The sequence below is a fragment of the Thiohalobacter thiocyanaticus genome (genome assembly GCF_002356355.1).
Classification (GTDB): Bacteria; Pseudomonadota; Gammaproteobacteria; order Thiohalobacterales; family Thiohalobacteraceae; genus Thiohalobacter; species Thiohalobacter thiocyanaticus_A.
The window spans coordinates 939,081-954,969 of the sequence record NZ_AP018052.1; the positions used below are offsets into that span (position 1 = coordinate 939,081).

A 15,889-nucleotide genomic window follows, 5' to 3' on the forward strand; every position below is an offset into this window, starting at 1 on the left:
GACGCCAACACGCTATATAGAGGTTCAGTACAATGGCACACAAGAAAGCGGGTGGTAGTACACGCAACGGTCGCGATTCCCAGTCCAAGCGTCTGGGCGTGAAGCGCTTCGGCGGCCAGGCCGTCTCGGCCGGCAGCATCCTGGTGCGGCAGCGCGGCACCCATTTCCATGCCGGCACCAATGTCGGCTGCGGCAAGGACCACACCCTGTATGCCAAGGCCGACGGCACGGTGCAGTTCGTGGTCCGCGGCGCGCAGGGCCGCAAGTTCGTGGAGGTCGTGCCGGCCGAATAACCGCCCCGGCACCAGCCTGCTGCAGAGAAAGCCCCGGCAGTGCGTTCGGGGCTTTTTATTTTCAGGATACAGGGGCCGAACCCGATTATCTCGTTTACGACGAAATCAATAACCTCCCCCCGTCATTCCGGCGCAGGCCGGAATCCAGTCGCCACCGCGGTCCCTGGATCCCGGCCTGCGCCGGGATGACGGGAATCGAGACTTTAAGTACGTGCCATTGATCCCTGAACCCCGAGCCCTTAACCCAGACCCATGAAATTCGTCGATGAAGCCACCATCAGGGTCGCCGCCGGAGACGGCGGCAACGGCTGCGTCAGTTTCCGGCGCGAGAAGTACATCCCCTTCGGCGGGCCGGACGGCGGCGACGGCGGCGACGGCGGCAGTGTCTTCCTGGTCGCCGACGAGAGCATCAACACCCTGGTCGATTTCCGCTATGAACGCCGCTACCAGGCCCAGCGGGGCGAGAACGGCCGCGGCCGCAACTGCACCGGCGCCGGTGGCGAGGACCGTGTGATCCGGGTACCGGTGGGCACCATGGTCTATGACCACGACACCGGTGAGCTGATCGGCGACCTGACCGAATCCGGTCAGCGCCTGCGGGTTGCGCAGGGCGGTTGGCACGGCATCGGCAATGCCCGCTTCAAGAGCTCCACCAACCGCGCGCCGCGGCAATCCACGCCTGGCACCCCCGGCGAGCAGCGCGAACTGCGCCTGGAGTTGAAGCTGCTGGCCGATGTCGGTCTGCTGGGCATGCCAAATGCCGGCAAGTCCACCCTGATCCGGGCCGTCTCCGCAGCCCGGCCCAAGGTGGCGGACTATCCCTTCACCACCCTCTATCCCAATCTCGGCGTGGTGCGCCTGGCGCAGCATCAGAGCTTCGTGATCGCCGACATCCCGGGCCTGATCGAGGGCGCGGCCGAGGGCGCCGGGCTGGGCGTGCGTTTTCTCAAGCATCTGGCCCGCACCCGGCTGCTGCTGCATCTGCTGGATGTCTCGCCGTTCGGCGGCAGCGGCGATCCGGTGGACGATGCCCGCAAGATCATTGCCGAACTGGAAAAGTACAGCCCGGAACTGGCCGACCGGCCGCGCTGGCTGGTGCTGAATAAACTGGACCTGCTGCCGGCCGACGAACGCGCGGCCCGCTGTGATGAAATCATCAACGCACTGAAATGGACCGGACCGGTGTTCCGTATCTCCGCCGCCACCGGCGAAGGGACGGATGATCTGGTCAAGGCGGTGATGACGCATCTGGAGCAGCAGGATCTGGCCGCGGCGGCGGACATCGGGGACAATGGTTCCGTTGACTGATTTTTAATGGCCACGGAATACACGGAAAGCACGGAAAATATAATGGTAGGAACTATCGAGGCTCTTGCCGACTTCATGCTCGTCATCCCGGCGAAGGCCGGGATCCAGTGACCACAGCGGTATCTGGATTCCGGCCTTCGCCGGAATGACGATTAATGGGGGCAACCGCATATATCAATGATTGGATAATGTCCGTGCTTTCCGTGTATTCCGTGGCGATTGTTTTTGATAGATAGGATCTGCACTGGTGACGAGTCGTAGCGAACTGGGCAAAAGCCGGCGCTGGGTGATCAAGATCGGCAGCGCCCTGCTGACCGACGAGGGGCGGGGGCTCGCCCACGGCGCCATCGGCGCCTGGGTGGAGCAGATGGCGCGGCTGCGCGCCGCCGGGCATGAAATCCTGCTGGTGTCTTCCGGCGCGGTGGCCGAGGGTATGCACCGGCTGCACTGGGTCACCCGCCCGCACGCCCTGCATGAGTTGCAGGCCGCCGCGGCCGTCGGCCAGATGGGGCTGGTCCAGGCCTATGAATCCCGCTTCTCCGAGCACGGCTACCACACCGCCCAGATCCTGCTCACTCACGACGATCTCTCCGATCGGGTGCGCTACCTGAACGCGCGCAGCACCCTGCGTACCCTGCTGCGCATGGGCGTGATCCCGGTGGTCAATGAGAACGATACCGTTGCCACCGACGAGATCCGTTTCGGCGACAACGACACCCTGGCCGCGCTGGTGGCCAATCTGGTCGAGGCCGAACTGCTGGTCATCCTCACCGACCAGCAGGGGCTGTACGAGAGCGATCCGCGCCGCAATCCCGATGCCCGACTGGTGCCGGAGGCCGAGGCGGCCGATCCGGCGCTGGAACTGATGGCCGGCGGCAGCGGCAGCCTGGGCCGCGGCGGGATGCTGACCAAGGTACGGGCCGCGGCGCGCGCGGCCCGTTCCGGTGCCAGCACTCTGATCGTCTCCGGCCGCGAACCGGATGTGCTGGGTAAGGTGGCGGCCGGTGAGTCACTGGGTACGCTGCTGCGGGCAGTGAAGGCGCCGCTGGCCGCGCGCAAGCAGTGGCTGGCCGGGCAACTCACGGTCCGGGGGCGGCTGGTGCTGGATGCCGGCGCGGTAAGCGTGCTGCGCAACTCAGGCCGCAGTCTGCTGCCGGTGGGGGTGACCGGTGTGGAAGGGGAATTCGAGCGTGGCGAACTGGTCAGCTGTCTGGATCAGGACGGCAGCGAGGTGGCCCGCGGCCTGGTCAATTACAATGCCGGCGAGGCTGCCCGGATCATCGGCCAGCCCAGCGACCGGATCGAGTCCCTGCTGGGTTACGTGGACGAGCCGGAACTGATCCACCGCGACAATCTGGTGCTGGTCTGAGGAAACGGGACTGTAGGATGGGTGGAGCGCAGCGTAACCCATCGCAGATGGACCCAGTGATGGGTTACGGCGCGAAGCGCCTTCACCCATCCTACGGGCAGGCGCAGGGAACCCCAACGCAAAAGGCCGGTCAGTGACCGGCCTTTTCTTTTGCGCAATCCGCTGCAGCTGAAGGTTTCAGCCGGCGCTGAGGCTGCGGATCTGGGCGTTCAGACGGCTTTTATGGCGGGCGGCCTTGTTCTTGTGGATCAGGCCCTTGCGTGCCATGTTGTCGATCACCGGTACCGCACTCTGGTAAGCGGCACGGGCGGCCTCGGGGTCACCGCTGCCGATGGCCTTGATGACGCCCTTGATGTTGGTGCGCAGCCGCGAGCGCATGCTGGCGTTGTGCCGGCGGCGCTTTTCAGACTGGCGTGCACGCTTCTTCGCTTGTGCGGTATTGGCCAACGTAAAACTCCTTGGATTCGTGCGAGTTGCAGAAAGACGGCGTAATATGCGCAAACTCCGGCCATTTGTCAATGGCGGGCCGGGGCGGTATCGTCCGGAAATCGCCTCGGGGTAAATAAAAACAGATGCTTAAGAAATCTGCGATGTATTCGTCATGCCCGCGAGGGCGGGCATCCAAGCCTCTGAAACACCTGGATTCCCGCCGTCGCGGGTATGACGGAAGGTGTGATAACCAGGGTTTCCTCAACGTCATGCTAATGGGGGCTTCGTGAGTCGCGGACTGATGCGCAACACCGCCGTGGTGGGTCTGATGACCTTCCTTTCAAGGGTGCTGGGGCTGGTGCGCGACATGGTCTTTGCCCGTGCCATCGGCGTCGGCCTGGGCATGGATGCCTTCCTGGTGGCCTTCAAGATCCCCAATTTCCTGCGCCGCCTGTTCGGCGAGGGTGCCTTCTCGCTCGCCTTCGTGCCGGTGCTGTCCGACTACAAGGCCAACCGCGAGCACGCCGAGGTGCAGGGGCTGGTGGACCGGGTGTTCGGCACCCTGGCCGGCATCCTGCTGCTGCTGAGCATCGTCGGTTCGCTGGCCAGCCCGCTGCTGGTCATGGTCTTCGCACCGGGCTTCATCGACGAGCCGGAGAAATTCGCGCTGACCGGCGACATGCTGCGGGTGACCTTCCCCTACATCCTGTTCATCTCGCTGGTGGCCTTCGGCGGCGGCATTCTCAATACCTACAGCCGCTTCGCCCTGCCGGCCTTTGCGCCGGTGCTGCTGAACCTGGTGTTCATCCTGGCGGCGCTGTTCGGGGACGCCTGGTTCGAGGTGCATGTCATGGCACTGGCCTGGGCCGTGTTCGCCGGTGGGGTGATCCAGCTGCTGCTGATCCTGCCGGGGCTGGCCCGGCTGCGGCTGCTGCCGCGACCGCGCTGGGGCTGGCGCGACAGTGGCGTGCGCCGCATCCTCAAACTGATGGCGCCGGCGGTGCTGGGTTCCTCGGTGGCCCAGATCAACCTGTTGTTCGACACCCTGATCGCCTCCTTCCTGATCACCGGCAGCGTGAGCTGGCTGTACTACGCCGACCGCATGGTGGAGTTTCCCCTGGGCGTGTTCGGCGTGGCGCTGGGCACGGTGATCCTGCCCAGTCTGTCGAAGAGCCATGCAGCCCGTTCACCGCAGGAGTTCGCCGCCACCCTGGACCGGGCCCTGCGCTGGGTGCTGCTGCTGGGAATGCCCGCGGCCATCGGCCTGATTCTGCTGGCTCAGCCGATCCTGATCACCCTGTTCCAGTACAATGCCTTCACCCCGCACGATGCCTTCATGGCCAGCTTGAGCCTGATGGCCTACGCCGTCGGGTTGCCGGCCTTCATCCTGGTCAAGGTGCTGGCGCCGGCCTTCTATTCCCGCGAGGATTCACGTACCCCGGTGCGCATCGGCATCATCGCCATGCTCAGCAATATGGTGCTAAACGTACTGCTGGTGGTGCCTATGGTCCTGCTGGACATCACCGGCCCGCATGCCGGCCTGGCCCTGGCCACGGCCCTGACCGGCTGGCAGAACGCCGCCATGCTCTACCGCCGCCTGCGCCGCGAGGGGGTCTATGCCCCGCTTGCGGGTTGGGGCCGGGTGCTGCTGCGGATTGTCGTTGCCGGTACCGCCATGGCGCTGCTGCTGATCTGGGCCGTGCCCGCAGTGGCAACCTGGGTGGAGTGGGGCGGCTGGGAGCGGATCGGCCAACTCGCGCTCTGGATCGTCCTGGCCATGGGGCTGTACTTCCTGCTGCTCCAGCTCATGGGCCAGCGCCTGCAGCTGCTGTGGCGGCGGCCGGATGCCGGGGACGTATGATCCCGGGGGCAGGTTCTTTATAATGGATGGCTTATGGTTATGAAGAGCAAGAGCGCCACGGAATACACGGAACACACGGAAATTAAAACAATGGTCAAAGATCCCGGCCGGGCGCGTAGCGCCATGGCCGGCAAAATATCGATGTCCGTGCTTTCCGTGTATTCCGTGGCGCTCTTGATCCAGGGTAATGAACCATGCGGTTGATCCGGGGCTTGCACAATCTGACGCGGATGGAATCCGGCTGCGCGGCCACCATCGGCAACTTCGACGGCGTGCACCTGGGCCATCAGGCCGTGCTGGGGCAGCTGGCTGAGCGCGCGGCCGGGTTGGGGCTGCCGACCGTGGTGGTGACCTTCGAGCCGCAGCCGCAGGAATATTTTGCCCCGGAGGCTGCACCGCCGCGCCTGACCCGGTTGCGCGAGAAGCTGGCTGCACTGCAGCGCTATTCGGTGGATCAGGTCATGTGCCTGCGCTTCAATCCGGCGCTGGCTGCGCTCACGGCCGAACAGTTCGTGCAGCAGATCCTGATCGACGGCCTGAATGTGAAATACCTGGTGGTCGGTGACGACTTCCGCTTCGGCCGGGGTCGGGAAGGCGATTTCACCTATCTGCAGCAGGCGGGTGAGCGGCACGGCTTCCAGGTTGCGCACATGCACACCTTCGAGATCGATGGCGCCCGGGTGAGCAGCACCCGTATCCGCCAGGCGCTGGAGGTGGGCGAGATGCAGCAGGCCGAGCGCCTGCTCGGGCGGCCCTACCGCATGCTGGGCCGGGTGGCGCATGGCGACAAGCGCGGCCGCACCATCGGCTTTCCGACCGCCAATGTGTTCCTGCACCGGCATCGCACACCGGTGCAGGGCGTGTTTGCCGTAGAGGTGTTCGGCCTCGATCCCGAGCCGGTGCAGGGCGTGGCCAATGTCGGCACGCGCCCGACCGTGGACGGGACCCGCAGCCTGCTGGAGATCAATCTGTTCGATTTCGATCAGCAGATCTACGGCAGATACGTGGGCGTGGATTTCCTGCACAAGCTGCGCCCGGAATACAGATTCGAATCCTTCGACGCGTTGAAGGAACAGATCGCCCGGGATGTGGTCGAGGCGAAGGATTTCTTCGCGCGGCGGTGATTGAAAAGCGATGGTCAGGGAAAGCACGGGAAAAAAGTAATAGCCACGGAAAACACGGAAAGCACGGAAAGAAATAATTTCCGTCATTCCGGCGAAGGCCGGAATCCAGAAACCACCGTGGTCAATAGATTCCGGCCTTCGCCGGAATGACGGAAGTGACACAGGAGCGGCTCCACGTCGGGTTACGCCCTTCGGGCTAACCCGACCTACATTATTGTTTTGCAGTTTTCCGTGTTTTCCGTGGCTATTTTCACCACAGCAATGAGATAAAGGGACCAACGTGGCCGATTACAAGCACACCCTCAACCTGCCCGAAACCGCCTTTCCCATGCGCGGCAATCTGGCCAATCGCGAGCCGGAGATGCTCAGGCACTGGGAGGAGATCGGTCTGTACCGCCTGATCCGCGAGGCCTCGGAGGGTCGGCCGAAGTTCATCCTGCATGACGGTCCGCCCTACGCCAATGGCGAGATCCATATCGGCCATGCCGTGAACAAGGTGCTCAAGGACATCATCGTCAAGAGCAGGACTCTGAGCGGCTATGATGCGCCCTATGTCCCGGGCTGGGACTGCCACGGCCTGCCGATCGAGTTGAATGTGGAGAAGAAGGTAGGCAAGGCCGGGGTCAAGGTCGACGCCCGCACCTTCCGTCAGGCCTGTCGCGACTATGCGCTCAAGCAGGTGGAGAAACAGAAGACTGATTTCATCCGCCTGGGCGTATTCGGCGACTGGGAGCATCCCTATCTCACCCTGGATTACCGTTTCGAGGCCGACATCATCCGCTCGCTGGGGAAGATTGCGGCCAATGGCCACCTGACCAAGGGGTTCAAGCCGGTGCACTGGTGCACCGACTGTGGTTCGGCGCTGGCCGAGGCCGAAGTCGAGTACGAGGACAAGGACTCGCCCGCCATCGATGTGCGCTTCGGCGTGCTCGACGAGGAGACCCTCATGGCGCGCTGCCGCCACGTCGAGGGCCATGCAGGCAAGGGGCCGCTGTCGATTGTCATCTGGACCACCACGCCCTGGACCCTGCCGGCCAACCGGGCGGTGGCGGTGCACCCGGAGTTGGAGTATGCCGTGGTCCAGTGCCAGACCGACCTGGGCCAGGAGCGGCTGGTGCTGGCCGAGGAACTGATCCAGGACGCGCTGGGGCGTTACGGTGTGGCCGACTACAAGGTCGTGGCCTACTGCCGCGGCAGCGATCTGGAGGGAGTGAAGCTGGCGCATCCCTTCTATGCGCGCGAGGTGCCGGTGATCACCGGTGAGCACGTGACCACCGAGGCCGGTACCGGTGCGGTGCACACCGCCCCCGGTCACGGTCAGGACGACTATGTGGTCGGCCGCCGCTTCAATATCCCGGTGGACAATCCGGTCGGCCCCGACGGTCGCTTCCTGCCCGATACCGAACTGTTCGCGGGCCAGCATGTGTTCGCCGCCAACGGCGAGGTCATCGAAGTGCTGAAGGCACGCGGCACGCTGGTGCATGACGAGAAGCTGCGTCACAGCTATCCGCACTGCTGGCGCCACAAGACGCCCATCATCTTCCGTGCCACGCCGCAGTGGTTCATCAGCATGGAGGAGCAGGGCCTGCGCTCCCAGGCGCTGACCGGGATCGGCCGGGTGCGGTGGATGCCGGACTGGGGCCGGGCGCGGATCGAGGGCATGGTGGGCAACCGGCCCGACTGGTGCGTCTCGCGCCAGCGTACCTGGGGCGTGCCGATTGCGCTGTTCGTGCACAAACAGACCGGCGAACTGCATCCCGATACCGCGCGGCTGATCGAGGAGGTGGCCCTGCGGGTCGAGCGCGAGGGCATCGATGCCTGGTTCGACCTGGAAGCGGCCGATCTTCTGGGCAGTGACGCCGATGACTACGTCAAGGTCACCGATACCCTGGATGTCTGGTTCGACTCCGGCGTGACCCATGCCTGCGTGCTGGACCGGCGCGAACAGCTCAACCGTCCCGCCGACCTGTACCTGGAAGGCTCGGATCAGCACCGCGGCTGGTTCCAGTCCTCGCTGCTGACCTCGGTGGCCATGACCGGCGCCGCGCCCTACAAGGCCGTGCTCACCCACGGCTTCACGGTGGATGCCAAGGGCCAGAAGATGTCCAAGTCGAAGGGCAACGTGGTCGCACCGCAGAAGGTGGTCAATTCACTCGGTGCCGACATCCTGCGCCTGTGGGTGGCGGCGACCGACTACCGTGGTGAAATGAGCGTCTCCGACGAGATCCTCAAGCGCACCGCCGATGCCTATCGCCGGCTGCGCAATACGGCGCGCTTCCTGCTCGCCAATCTCACCGGCTTCGATCCGATGGAAAACGCCCTGGCGCCGGAACAGATGCTGATGCTGGATCGCTGGGCGGTGGAGCGCGCGCGCCTGCTGCAGCAGGAACTGATCCGGGCCTATGAAAAGTACGAGTTCCACCAGATCTACCAGAAGGTGCACAACTTCTGCTCGGTGGATATGGGCGGCTTCTACCTGGATGTCATCAAGGACCGTCAGTACACCACCCAGGCCGACAGTGTGGCGCGGCGCTCGGCCCAGACCGCCATGTATCTGATCATCGAGGCGCTCACCCGCTGGCTGGCGCCGATCCTCAGCTACACCGCCGAGGAGATCTGGCGCCTCATCCCGGGCGAGCGTGAGCCGTCCGTGTTCCTGGAGACCTGGTTCGAGTTGCCGCAGATGTTCCTGACCAGCGAGACCGAGTCGAAGGACTTCGGCATGGACTTCTGGACCCAGGTGATGGAGGTGCGCATGGCCGTCTCGCGCGAACTGGAGCGGTTGCGCGTGGCCGGCGGCATCGGTGCCTCGCTGGATGCCGAGGTCGATCTCTACTGCGGCCGCGAGATCCTGGACCGGCTGGCGCGGCTGGAGGACGAACTGCGCTTCGTGCTGCTGACTTCCTATGCCCGGGTGCATCCCGTGAGCCAGCCGCCGGAGACCGGCGCGCATGTCACGCTGGCCGGCGGCGACGAGTTGTGGGTGGTGGTCTCGCCGTCCGATCATCCCAAGTGTGCCCGCTGCTGGCATCACCGCGAGGATGTGGGCACGAATGCCGAACACCCCGAGTTGTGCGGGCGCTGCGTGGACAATGTGGACGGCGCCGGCGAGTCCCGGCGCTTCGCCTGACGCCATGCTGCGCTGGGGCGGACTGATCGCGCTGGTCGTGGTGGCGCTGGACCAGGCCAGCAAGGTCTGGGCGGAGCAGGCACTGGCCTACGGCCGGCCGGTGGAGGTGTTCGGCTGGTTCAATCTGACCCTGGTCTACAACCGCGGCGCGGCCTTCAGCTTTCTCAGCCAGGCCGGCGGCTGGCAGCGCGGCTTCTTCATCCTGGTGGGACTGATCGCGGTGGCGATCCTGATCAGCTGGCTGCGCAAGCTCCAGCCGCAGGAGCGCTGGCAGGGACTGGGCCTGGCGCTGATCCTGGGAGGCGCGGTGGGCAACCTGATCGACCGGGCCCGTCACGGCTATGTGGTGGACTTCATCGACTGGCACTACGCCGGCTGGCACTGGCCGACCTTCAATCTGGCCGATTCGGCCATAACCGCGGGCGTTGTGCTGTTGTTGCTGACCCTGATCCGCGGCAGTATGAGTGGGGAGAAGGCATGAGCTTTGAGCCGGAAATCCAGTACGGTTATCGCGTCACCCTGCATGTGCGCATCCGCACCGCCGACGAGCGGGTGGTGGAGGACACCTTCGACGACGATCCGCTGGAACTGGTGATGGGCGACGGCACCCTGCACCCCAACCTGGAACTGGGCCTGTACGGGATGAAGGCCGGCCAGGAACAGACCCTGACCCTGACCAGTCAGCAGGCCTTCGGGGAGCGCGATCCGGCCAATGTGCACTGGCTGGACCGGGCCGATTTCCCGGCCGACATCGAGCCGGAGCCGGGGCTGATCATCGGTTTCGCCACGCCGGACGGCGAGGAGATCCCCGGGGCGGTGCTGGAGGTCGAGGCCGGGCGGGTCAAGGTGGATTTCAATCACCCATTGGCCGGCAAGCCGATCCATTTCGATGCGAAGATTCTGAAGGTGGAATTGCCGGCGGATGCATGAATGGAAATGGCCACGGAAGCATGTAGCATGTTGGTCGGGTCAGCGTAGTGTAACCCGACAATCCGCTGATTGATCCGTCATTGCGAGGAGCGAAGCGACGTGGCAATCTCCAACCAATTGATTCTGCTTTACGGGATTGCCACGTCGCTTCGCTCCTCGCAATGACGGTTCCAACAGAGGTAATCTGACATGCAAGTCCTGCTCGCCAACCCCAGAGGCTTCTGCGCCGGCGTCGACCGCGCCATCGAGATCGTTGACCGCGCGCTGGAACTGTTCGGCGCGCCCATCTATGTGCGTCACGAAGTGGTGCACAACCGTTACGTGGTCGAGGACCTGCGTGCGCGTGGCGCCGTGTTCGTGGAGGAACTGGACGAGGTGCCTGACGGTGCCACGGTCATCTTCAGCGCCCATGGCGTGTCCCAGGCCGTGCGCCAGGAGGCCGGACGCCGCGGTCTGCGGGTGTTCGATGCCACCTGTCCGCTGGTGACCAAGGTGCACCTGGAGGTCGCGCGCCACGCCAAGGCCGGCGATGACTGCGTGCTGATCGGCCATGCCGGCCACCCGGAAGTGGAAGGCACCCTGGGCCAGTACGACCGCAGCCAGGGCGGCGAGATGTATCTGGTCGAGGATGTACGGCAGGCCGAGGCACTGGCGCCGAGGCATCCGGACAAACTGGCCTACGTCACCCAGACCACCCTGTCGGTGGACGATACCCGCCGTATCGTCGAGGTACTCCAGCGGCGTTTCCCTGCCATCCAGGGGCCGCGCAAGGACGATATCTGCTACGCCACCCAGAACCGTCAGGACGCGGTGCGCGAACTGGCCCGGCAGAGCGATCTCATCCTGGTGGTGGGGTCGAAGAACAGTTCCAACTCCAACCGTCTGCGGGAATTGGCCGAGCACTGCGGCGTGCCGGCCTGGCTGATCGACGAGCCCGCCCAGATCGAGCCGGCCTGGCTCGAGGGAAAGGCAACCATCGGCGTCACCGCCGGGGCCTCGGCCCCCGAGATCCTGGTCCGGCGGGTGACCGATTACCTGGCCGAACTGGGTTATGCCAGCCCCCGGGAGGCCGAGGGCATCGAGGAAGAGGTGGTGTTTTCGCTGCCGCGGGCCCTGCAGTCCTAGACTGACCGGGCCGCCGGAGCCTGCCTTACCAGCAGTCCTGCCAGGTGACGCCGGCGTCGGCATTGTCAATGCCCTTGGCGCCGGTATTGTCGTAGGTCAGATCGCCGCACTTGTCATTCGCCTGGTCGCCCTGGCCGACGGCGGTGAGATCGAAGGTTGCGGCGGCGGAGACAACGGTGACTTCGTAGTGGTCTTCAGCCGACATGATCGTGTCGCCGTTTGCAATCGGGCAGGTGGCATCATTGTAGCTGCCGTACAGGGTGTAACAGCGTTCCAGCCGCTGTGCGATGTCCATCAACTCTGCCTGACCCTCCGCCCGCTTGGTCTTGCGTACCTGTTCCTGATAGGCGGGGTAGGCGATGGCGGCCAGAATCCCGACGATGGCCACGACGATCATCAGTTCGATCAGCGTGAATCCGCTTGCGCGTGTATTTGTCTGCATTGTGCCTGTCCTGAGCCGGCCTGACGAAAATACAGAGGGCAGTGTTTTCACCGTTCACCCTCAATGATGCATATCTGATCGATGACCTGTTGGTCCGGGTTGGCAGCCGGTGTGTCGCTGACGCTGAAACTGACGCGTTGGCCCCGCTGCAACTGTGGGGCTTCATCGCTGCCTGCAGTCCTCGCCCCGATCCTGCAGGGCCTGACCTGATCGCCCATCCGGTAGTCGCGGCCGTCGATCCGTATCGTGGTCGCCAGGGGGCCGACGAATTCCACGACACCGGCCGCCTCCAGGCGCCTGGGGTTGTCTAAGGGCTGGGCCAGTGTCGGTGCAATTGAACTGCACATGAGGACAAGGCCGAGCGCGATTCTGTTTGCGGGTCGCATGCTGTTCTCCTGAGTATCGGGTACGGTAGAGTACGGCTCACTTGAGTTGGCGCCAGGACTGTCGGCCCCGGACGACAGAGCCCTTCTCAGTGATGACGTCGAAACTGCCGCTTGATCCACTGGTGTATTTGTATTCCTTCTCGCCCGCGGAAATGATGGCCGGCGTGTCGATCATGTCGTCGAAGCGTGTGCCGCTCACGGGCACCTTGCTGCCGTCGGCCAGAGTGACATAGTCCTTGTCATCGACCTTGCCGTCGCCATTCATGTCGAATACCGAGTAGGCCAGACGGGCCCCGGACAGGGCGTTCATCTCCATCAGCCAGCTCGAGCCGCCGTAATCGCACACATCGGCGGAGGGGATGACGGTCGGGAAGATGATCCGGCCGTGCCGCAGCAGCGGGGCGCTGATGACGCGTTCCCCTTCGGCGCCGCTTACGGGTGACTCCAGGTCAAGATACCAGCCGTCATGGCTGTTCCAGTCCGCCGTGTTGTTGGAGATGGCGCGGACGTCACTGACGAGTCCCGCAGTTGTGGCGTCGATTTCCGCCAGGATGGTCTGTTCCAGCAGATCCCCGCGGTCGACCTGGTCGTTGTCGTTGTCCCAGATACCGTAGAAGGTCTGGACCTGCGGGTTGAGGCCGACGACATTGTCACCGATCTCGATGTATTTGCCGGTTCCGAAATACACCATGCGGCCGCTGTCAGGGTGGTTGCCGACGGCGGGGCGGATGGTGATCGGTTGGGTGTTTCCGCTGCCATCGACTGCGACGAACAGGGGCTTGGGTGTATTGCCCTGCTTGAATGCGATCTCCCACTGGTTGGAGTTCGACCCGGTGAGATCGAATTTCCACAGGTTGCCGTGCAGGTCCCCGGCATACACGTAATCGGTGGTGCGGTTGCCGTCGACGTCGACCGGCACCGGGGTGGCCAGCCCATTGGGCGAAGCCGAGGACCCGACCTCCGTGTCGATTGCCTTGATCAGGTTGCCGGTCTCGAGGTCGACGAGGAACAGCATCGCCTTGTGGTTGTCGCTGTTGTAGCCGTTGCCGAACAACGCGGCCCAGCTGTCGTCATTCAGCCGTACGATGGTGGGCTGGCCGATGGTGTAGCCCAGGTCGGCATGGGTGTACTCCCACAGCACGTCGCCGGCGTCGAAGGTGCCGGGATAGGTGACATCAAGTGCGAAAATGCCGCGGCCCCCGGCGCCGGCCGAGCCGAGCAGCACGGTACGCCATACGCCGTTGATGTAGGCGTCGCCGGCCCGCGCCGAGCCGTCGACGTAATATTTGTGGGCATAATCCGGCGAGGTCAGGTCGCTGAGTTCGGGGAACAGGAAGCTCGGTACGTAGGTGAATACTTCCGCGCCGCTGTCGGCATTCAGGGCATGCAGCATGCCGTCATTAGCCCCGAAGTACAGCATCCCCTGCCGGTTCTTGTAGGCGGTGTTGTCGCGGAACGTCGTGTAGTCGGTGCCCTCGGGGTCGGACAGCAGGGCGTAGCCGTAATCGGGCGTGCCCACGAACAGGGGGTCGGAGTTGATGATGTCACCCAGCACGCTGCTGCGGTTGCGGAAGTTGCCGCCGTTTTTCAGTTCCTGCGACTGGTCACCGCGCAGGTAGGCCAGGCGGTCCTGCCCCAGGCCGTCGTCCACGCCCAGGATGTTGGTGTCCAGGTCCGTCTGCTGGCTGCTGCTGAGATTGCCCCACTCGAACGTTACCCCGTTCGAGGAGGTGCTGTTCAGGGTGAAGATGCTGCGGCTGGCTGCGGCCGGGATATTGTCGGTGGCCTTCCAGGCCTGATTGCCGACACTTCCGTCAGACTCGATTTCGTATGCATACAGCTCGCCGGTCCAGTCGCTGCTGTCGAACCGGGCCTGGTAGATATTGGTGTCGGTATCGAGGCGGGTGGAGTTGCTGGTGATCGCCGAGGCGGAACTGGAGCGGCCCACAATGGAATTGAGCGACGCGGTGAGGGCATCGGCGAAGGTGTCGGGGTCGGCGGCACTGAAGAAATCGCCACGACTGTTCAGGGCGGCGTGCCACAGGTCGTCGATGTTGGCCCCGCTACCGGAGGTCGAGGGCTGCGGCCAGCTGGTGGTGCCGGCCTCCAGGCCCGCCAGATCCGTACTCGGATCCAGGGTGCCGTTGACGCCCAGGCCAACGGTGAAGTTCACCAGATGCTGCCAGAAGGCGGGGTCGGCGGTATTGGTCGGCACCTTGTTGGCCAGGCCGGGCCGCAGGTCGCGGTTCCAGTAGTACATGGCGACGTCAGCGAGCGTATTGGAGTGACTGTCGCTGTAGGGATGCTCGGGAGTGTACTGGTAGCTTGCGCCACCGGGGCCGGTGATGGACGGGCCGGTGCTGTTGTCCACGTTGGCGCGCGCAGCAGATGTCCTGGCCGAGCCTGCCGCCCAGTAGCCGTCCGTCATCAGGATATTGTAGCTCTGGCGGCAGGTCAGCTGGGGCGTGGAGTCATTGGTGCCTGGCGCTTCGCCCCAGGGGCCGGAATTGTCGCTGCGCATGAAGTACTGCCCCACGTCATCCAGGGCCCGCCGCAGCGGGGTGCCGGCGGTCGGGATGTCATGGCCGTAGAGGTTGTCGAAGAAATCGGCCCGGTCGCTGCCGTTGAACGGGCGTACGCCCTTGATGATGGTGCCGGGGCTGGAGACGCCGTCGACGGTCTTCGAGCCCTGGTTGATGGTGGCGAAGCCGACCCGCATGGCTTCCGACTGCTGAGAGAAGGCCCGCCCGACGCCGGCGCGCGCGGCGAGAATGCGTGAACGGTAGTAGGTGTACCAGTTGGCGAAGTTCTGGATCTCCTCGGCATAGGTACAGGTGGGCGCGGCGGCACAATCAGTCCGCTCGCTACTGCCGGTGTAGGTGGAACCGGAGCGGATTTCGACCTTGGTGTAATTGCTGGTGTTCCAGATATTGCCTGTTCCGTCATACTTGTAGTACACGGCTGGCCAGAATGACCGAGTCGACGTGCTGTAGGAACAACTCCAGCGCGAGGTGCAGCTGTCCCAGCCGGCATATGCTGAATTCGTACTGGTCAGATCACGGCATCCCGCACCGGTGTTCTCGGGATTGTGAGGTGCGCAGCTTGGTGTCGCATCAGGATACAGGCTGCCGTCGGCTTCCGCCCAGGGCTTGTACGTGATCTCCGGGTTGTAATAAATAGCGTTGACATCATGGGAGCGTGCCACGGCGGTGTAGCCGTAGCTGTCATCGAAGCTGACAACCCAATTGGAATAGTCGGAGCTTCCGTATATACCGCTGGCGCGCGGATAGAGATAATAAGAATAAATCAAATCGTCGGGCATCAACTCCCATTGCATCGATCCCGAATCATCCAGCGTGAACATGATGTTCGGGTCGGCATTGGTGGTCAGGAACAACGGCGCGTCGGAGAGATCGAGTGCACCCCAGGCCGGAGCGGACAGGCCAAGCCAGGCAATTGCCATTGCGGCAACCGGTTGATGGTGACGACGAT

At 64.1% G+C, this 15,889-nt stretch carries 14 protein-coding genes; 10 read left to right on the top strand and 4 right to left on the bottom strand.

The features are described 5' to 3' along the window. Positions 1–32: 32 nt before the first annotated feature. The 3 genes from rpmA (at position 33) to proB (ending at position 2,970) form a co-directional block, all read left to right on the top strand. Positions 33–293, top strand: coding sequence for a 50S ribosomal protein L27 (rpmA, locus tag CFK21_RS04390; RefSeq protein WP_096365138.1), 261 nt, complete (start codon positions 33–35; stop codon positions 291–293). Positions 294–545: 252 nt separating this feature from the next. Continuing rightward, positions 546–1,601, top strand: a complete 1,056-nt coding sequence (gene cgtA / locus CFK21_RS04395; RefSeq protein ID WP_096365140.1) for an Obg family GTPase CgtA — start codon at positions 546–548, stop codon at positions 1,599–1,601. 265 nt (positions 1,602–1,866) lie between these two features. Then, on the top strand, positions 1,867–2,970 hold the full coding sequence (proB, locus tag CFK21_RS04400) for a glutamate 5-kinase (RefSeq protein ID WP_369801259.1): 1,104 nt from the start codon (positions 1,867–1,869) through the stop codon (positions 2,968–2,970). 177 nt (positions 2,971–3,147) lie between these two features. On the opposite strand, the gene rpsT is transcribed toward proB, so the two are convergent. Beyond that, positions 3,148–3,417, bottom strand: coding sequence for a 30S ribosomal protein S20 (rpsT, locus tag CFK21_RS04405; RefSeq protein WP_096365144.1), 270 nt, complete (start codon positions 3,415–3,417; stop codon positions 3,148–3,150). A gap of 283 nt (positions 3,418–3,700) precedes the next feature. On the opposite strand from rpsT, the gene murJ reads away from it, so the two are divergent. From murJ to ispH, 7 genes are all read left to right on the top strand, one after another. Then, positions 3,701–5,260, top strand: a complete 1,560-nt coding sequence (gene murJ, locus CFK21_RS04410) for a murein biosynthesis integral membrane protein MurJ (protein WP_096365146.1) — start codon at positions 3,701–3,703, stop codon at positions 5,258–5,260. A gap of 39 nt (positions 5,261–5,299) precedes the next feature. After that, the gene (locus tag CFK21_RS15140) at positions 5,300–5,464 is read left to right on the top strand and encodes a hypothetical protein (protein ID WP_157745352.1); all 165 of its coding nucleotides are present in this window, start codon (positions 5,300–5,302) and stop codon (positions 5,462–5,464) included. Then, positions 5,455–6,384 carry a bifunctional riboflavin kinase/FAD synthetase gene (gene ribF, locus CFK21_RS04415; protein WP_096365148.1) on the top strand — a complete coding sequence of 310 codons (930 nt, stop codon included), beginning with the start codon at positions 5,455–5,457 and terminating at the stop codon, positions 6,382–6,384. The genes CFK21_RS15140 and ribF overlap by 10 nt, the downstream gene beginning before the upstream one ends. Before the next feature lie 280 nt (positions 6,385–6,664). After that, a complete protein-coding gene (ileS, locus tag CFK21_RS04420) occupies positions 6,665–9,514 on the top strand; it encodes an isoleucine--tRNA ligase (protein WP_096365150.1) in 2,850 nt (949 codons plus the stop codon). A gap of 4 nt (positions 9,515–9,518) precedes the next feature. Further along, positions 9,519–9,995 carry a signal peptidase II gene (lspA, locus tag CFK21_RS04425; RefSeq protein WP_096365152.1) on the top strand — a complete coding sequence of 159 codons (477 nt, stop codon included), beginning with the start codon at positions 9,519–9,521 and terminating at the stop codon, positions 9,993–9,995. Continuing rightward, positions 9,992–10,444 (top strand): FKBP-type peptidyl-prolyl cis-trans isomerase, encoded by a 453-nt coding sequence (locus CFK21_RS04430; RefSeq protein WP_096365154.1) that lies wholly within the window; start codon positions 9,992–9,994, stop codon positions 10,442–10,444. Before lspA ends, CFK21_RS04430 begins: the two co-directional genes overlap by 4 nt. Positions 10,445–10,633: 189 nt before the next feature. After that, positions 10,634–11,569 carry a 4-hydroxy-3-methylbut-2-enyl diphosphate reductase gene (ispH, locus tag CFK21_RS04435; RefSeq protein WP_096365156.1) on the top strand — a complete coding sequence of 312 codons (936 nt, stop codon included), beginning with the start codon at positions 10,634–10,636 and terminating at the stop codon, positions 11,567–11,569. A gap of 25 nt (positions 11,570–11,594) precedes the next feature. Here the strand turns inward: ispH and CFK21_RS15630 are convergent, their stop codons facing one another. From CFK21_RS15630 to CFK21_RS04450, 3 genes are read right to left on the bottom strand one after another with little or no spacing between them, the layout of a single operon-like run. After that, the gene (locus tag CFK21_RS15630) at positions 11,595–12,011 is read right to left on the bottom strand and encodes a type IV pilin protein (RefSeq protein WP_096365158.1); all 417 of its coding nucleotides are present in this window, start codon (positions 12,009–12,011) and stop codon (positions 11,595–11,597) included. A 47-nt stretch (positions 12,012–12,058) separates the two neighbouring features. Next, positions 12,059–12,397: a PilY2 family type 4a fimbrial biogenesis protein gene (locus tag CFK21_RS04445; protein ID WP_096365160.1), complete on the bottom strand. Its 339-nt coding sequence runs from the start codon at positions 12,395–12,397 to the stop codon at positions 12,059–12,061. A 37-nt stretch (positions 12,398–12,434) separates the two neighbouring features. Further along, a complete protein-coding gene (locus tag CFK21_RS04450) occupies positions 12,435–15,860 on the bottom strand; it encodes a pilus assembly protein (protein WP_096365162.1) in 3,426 nt (1,141 codons plus the stop codon). Between the last annotated feature and the right edge of the window lie 29 nt (positions 15,861–15,889).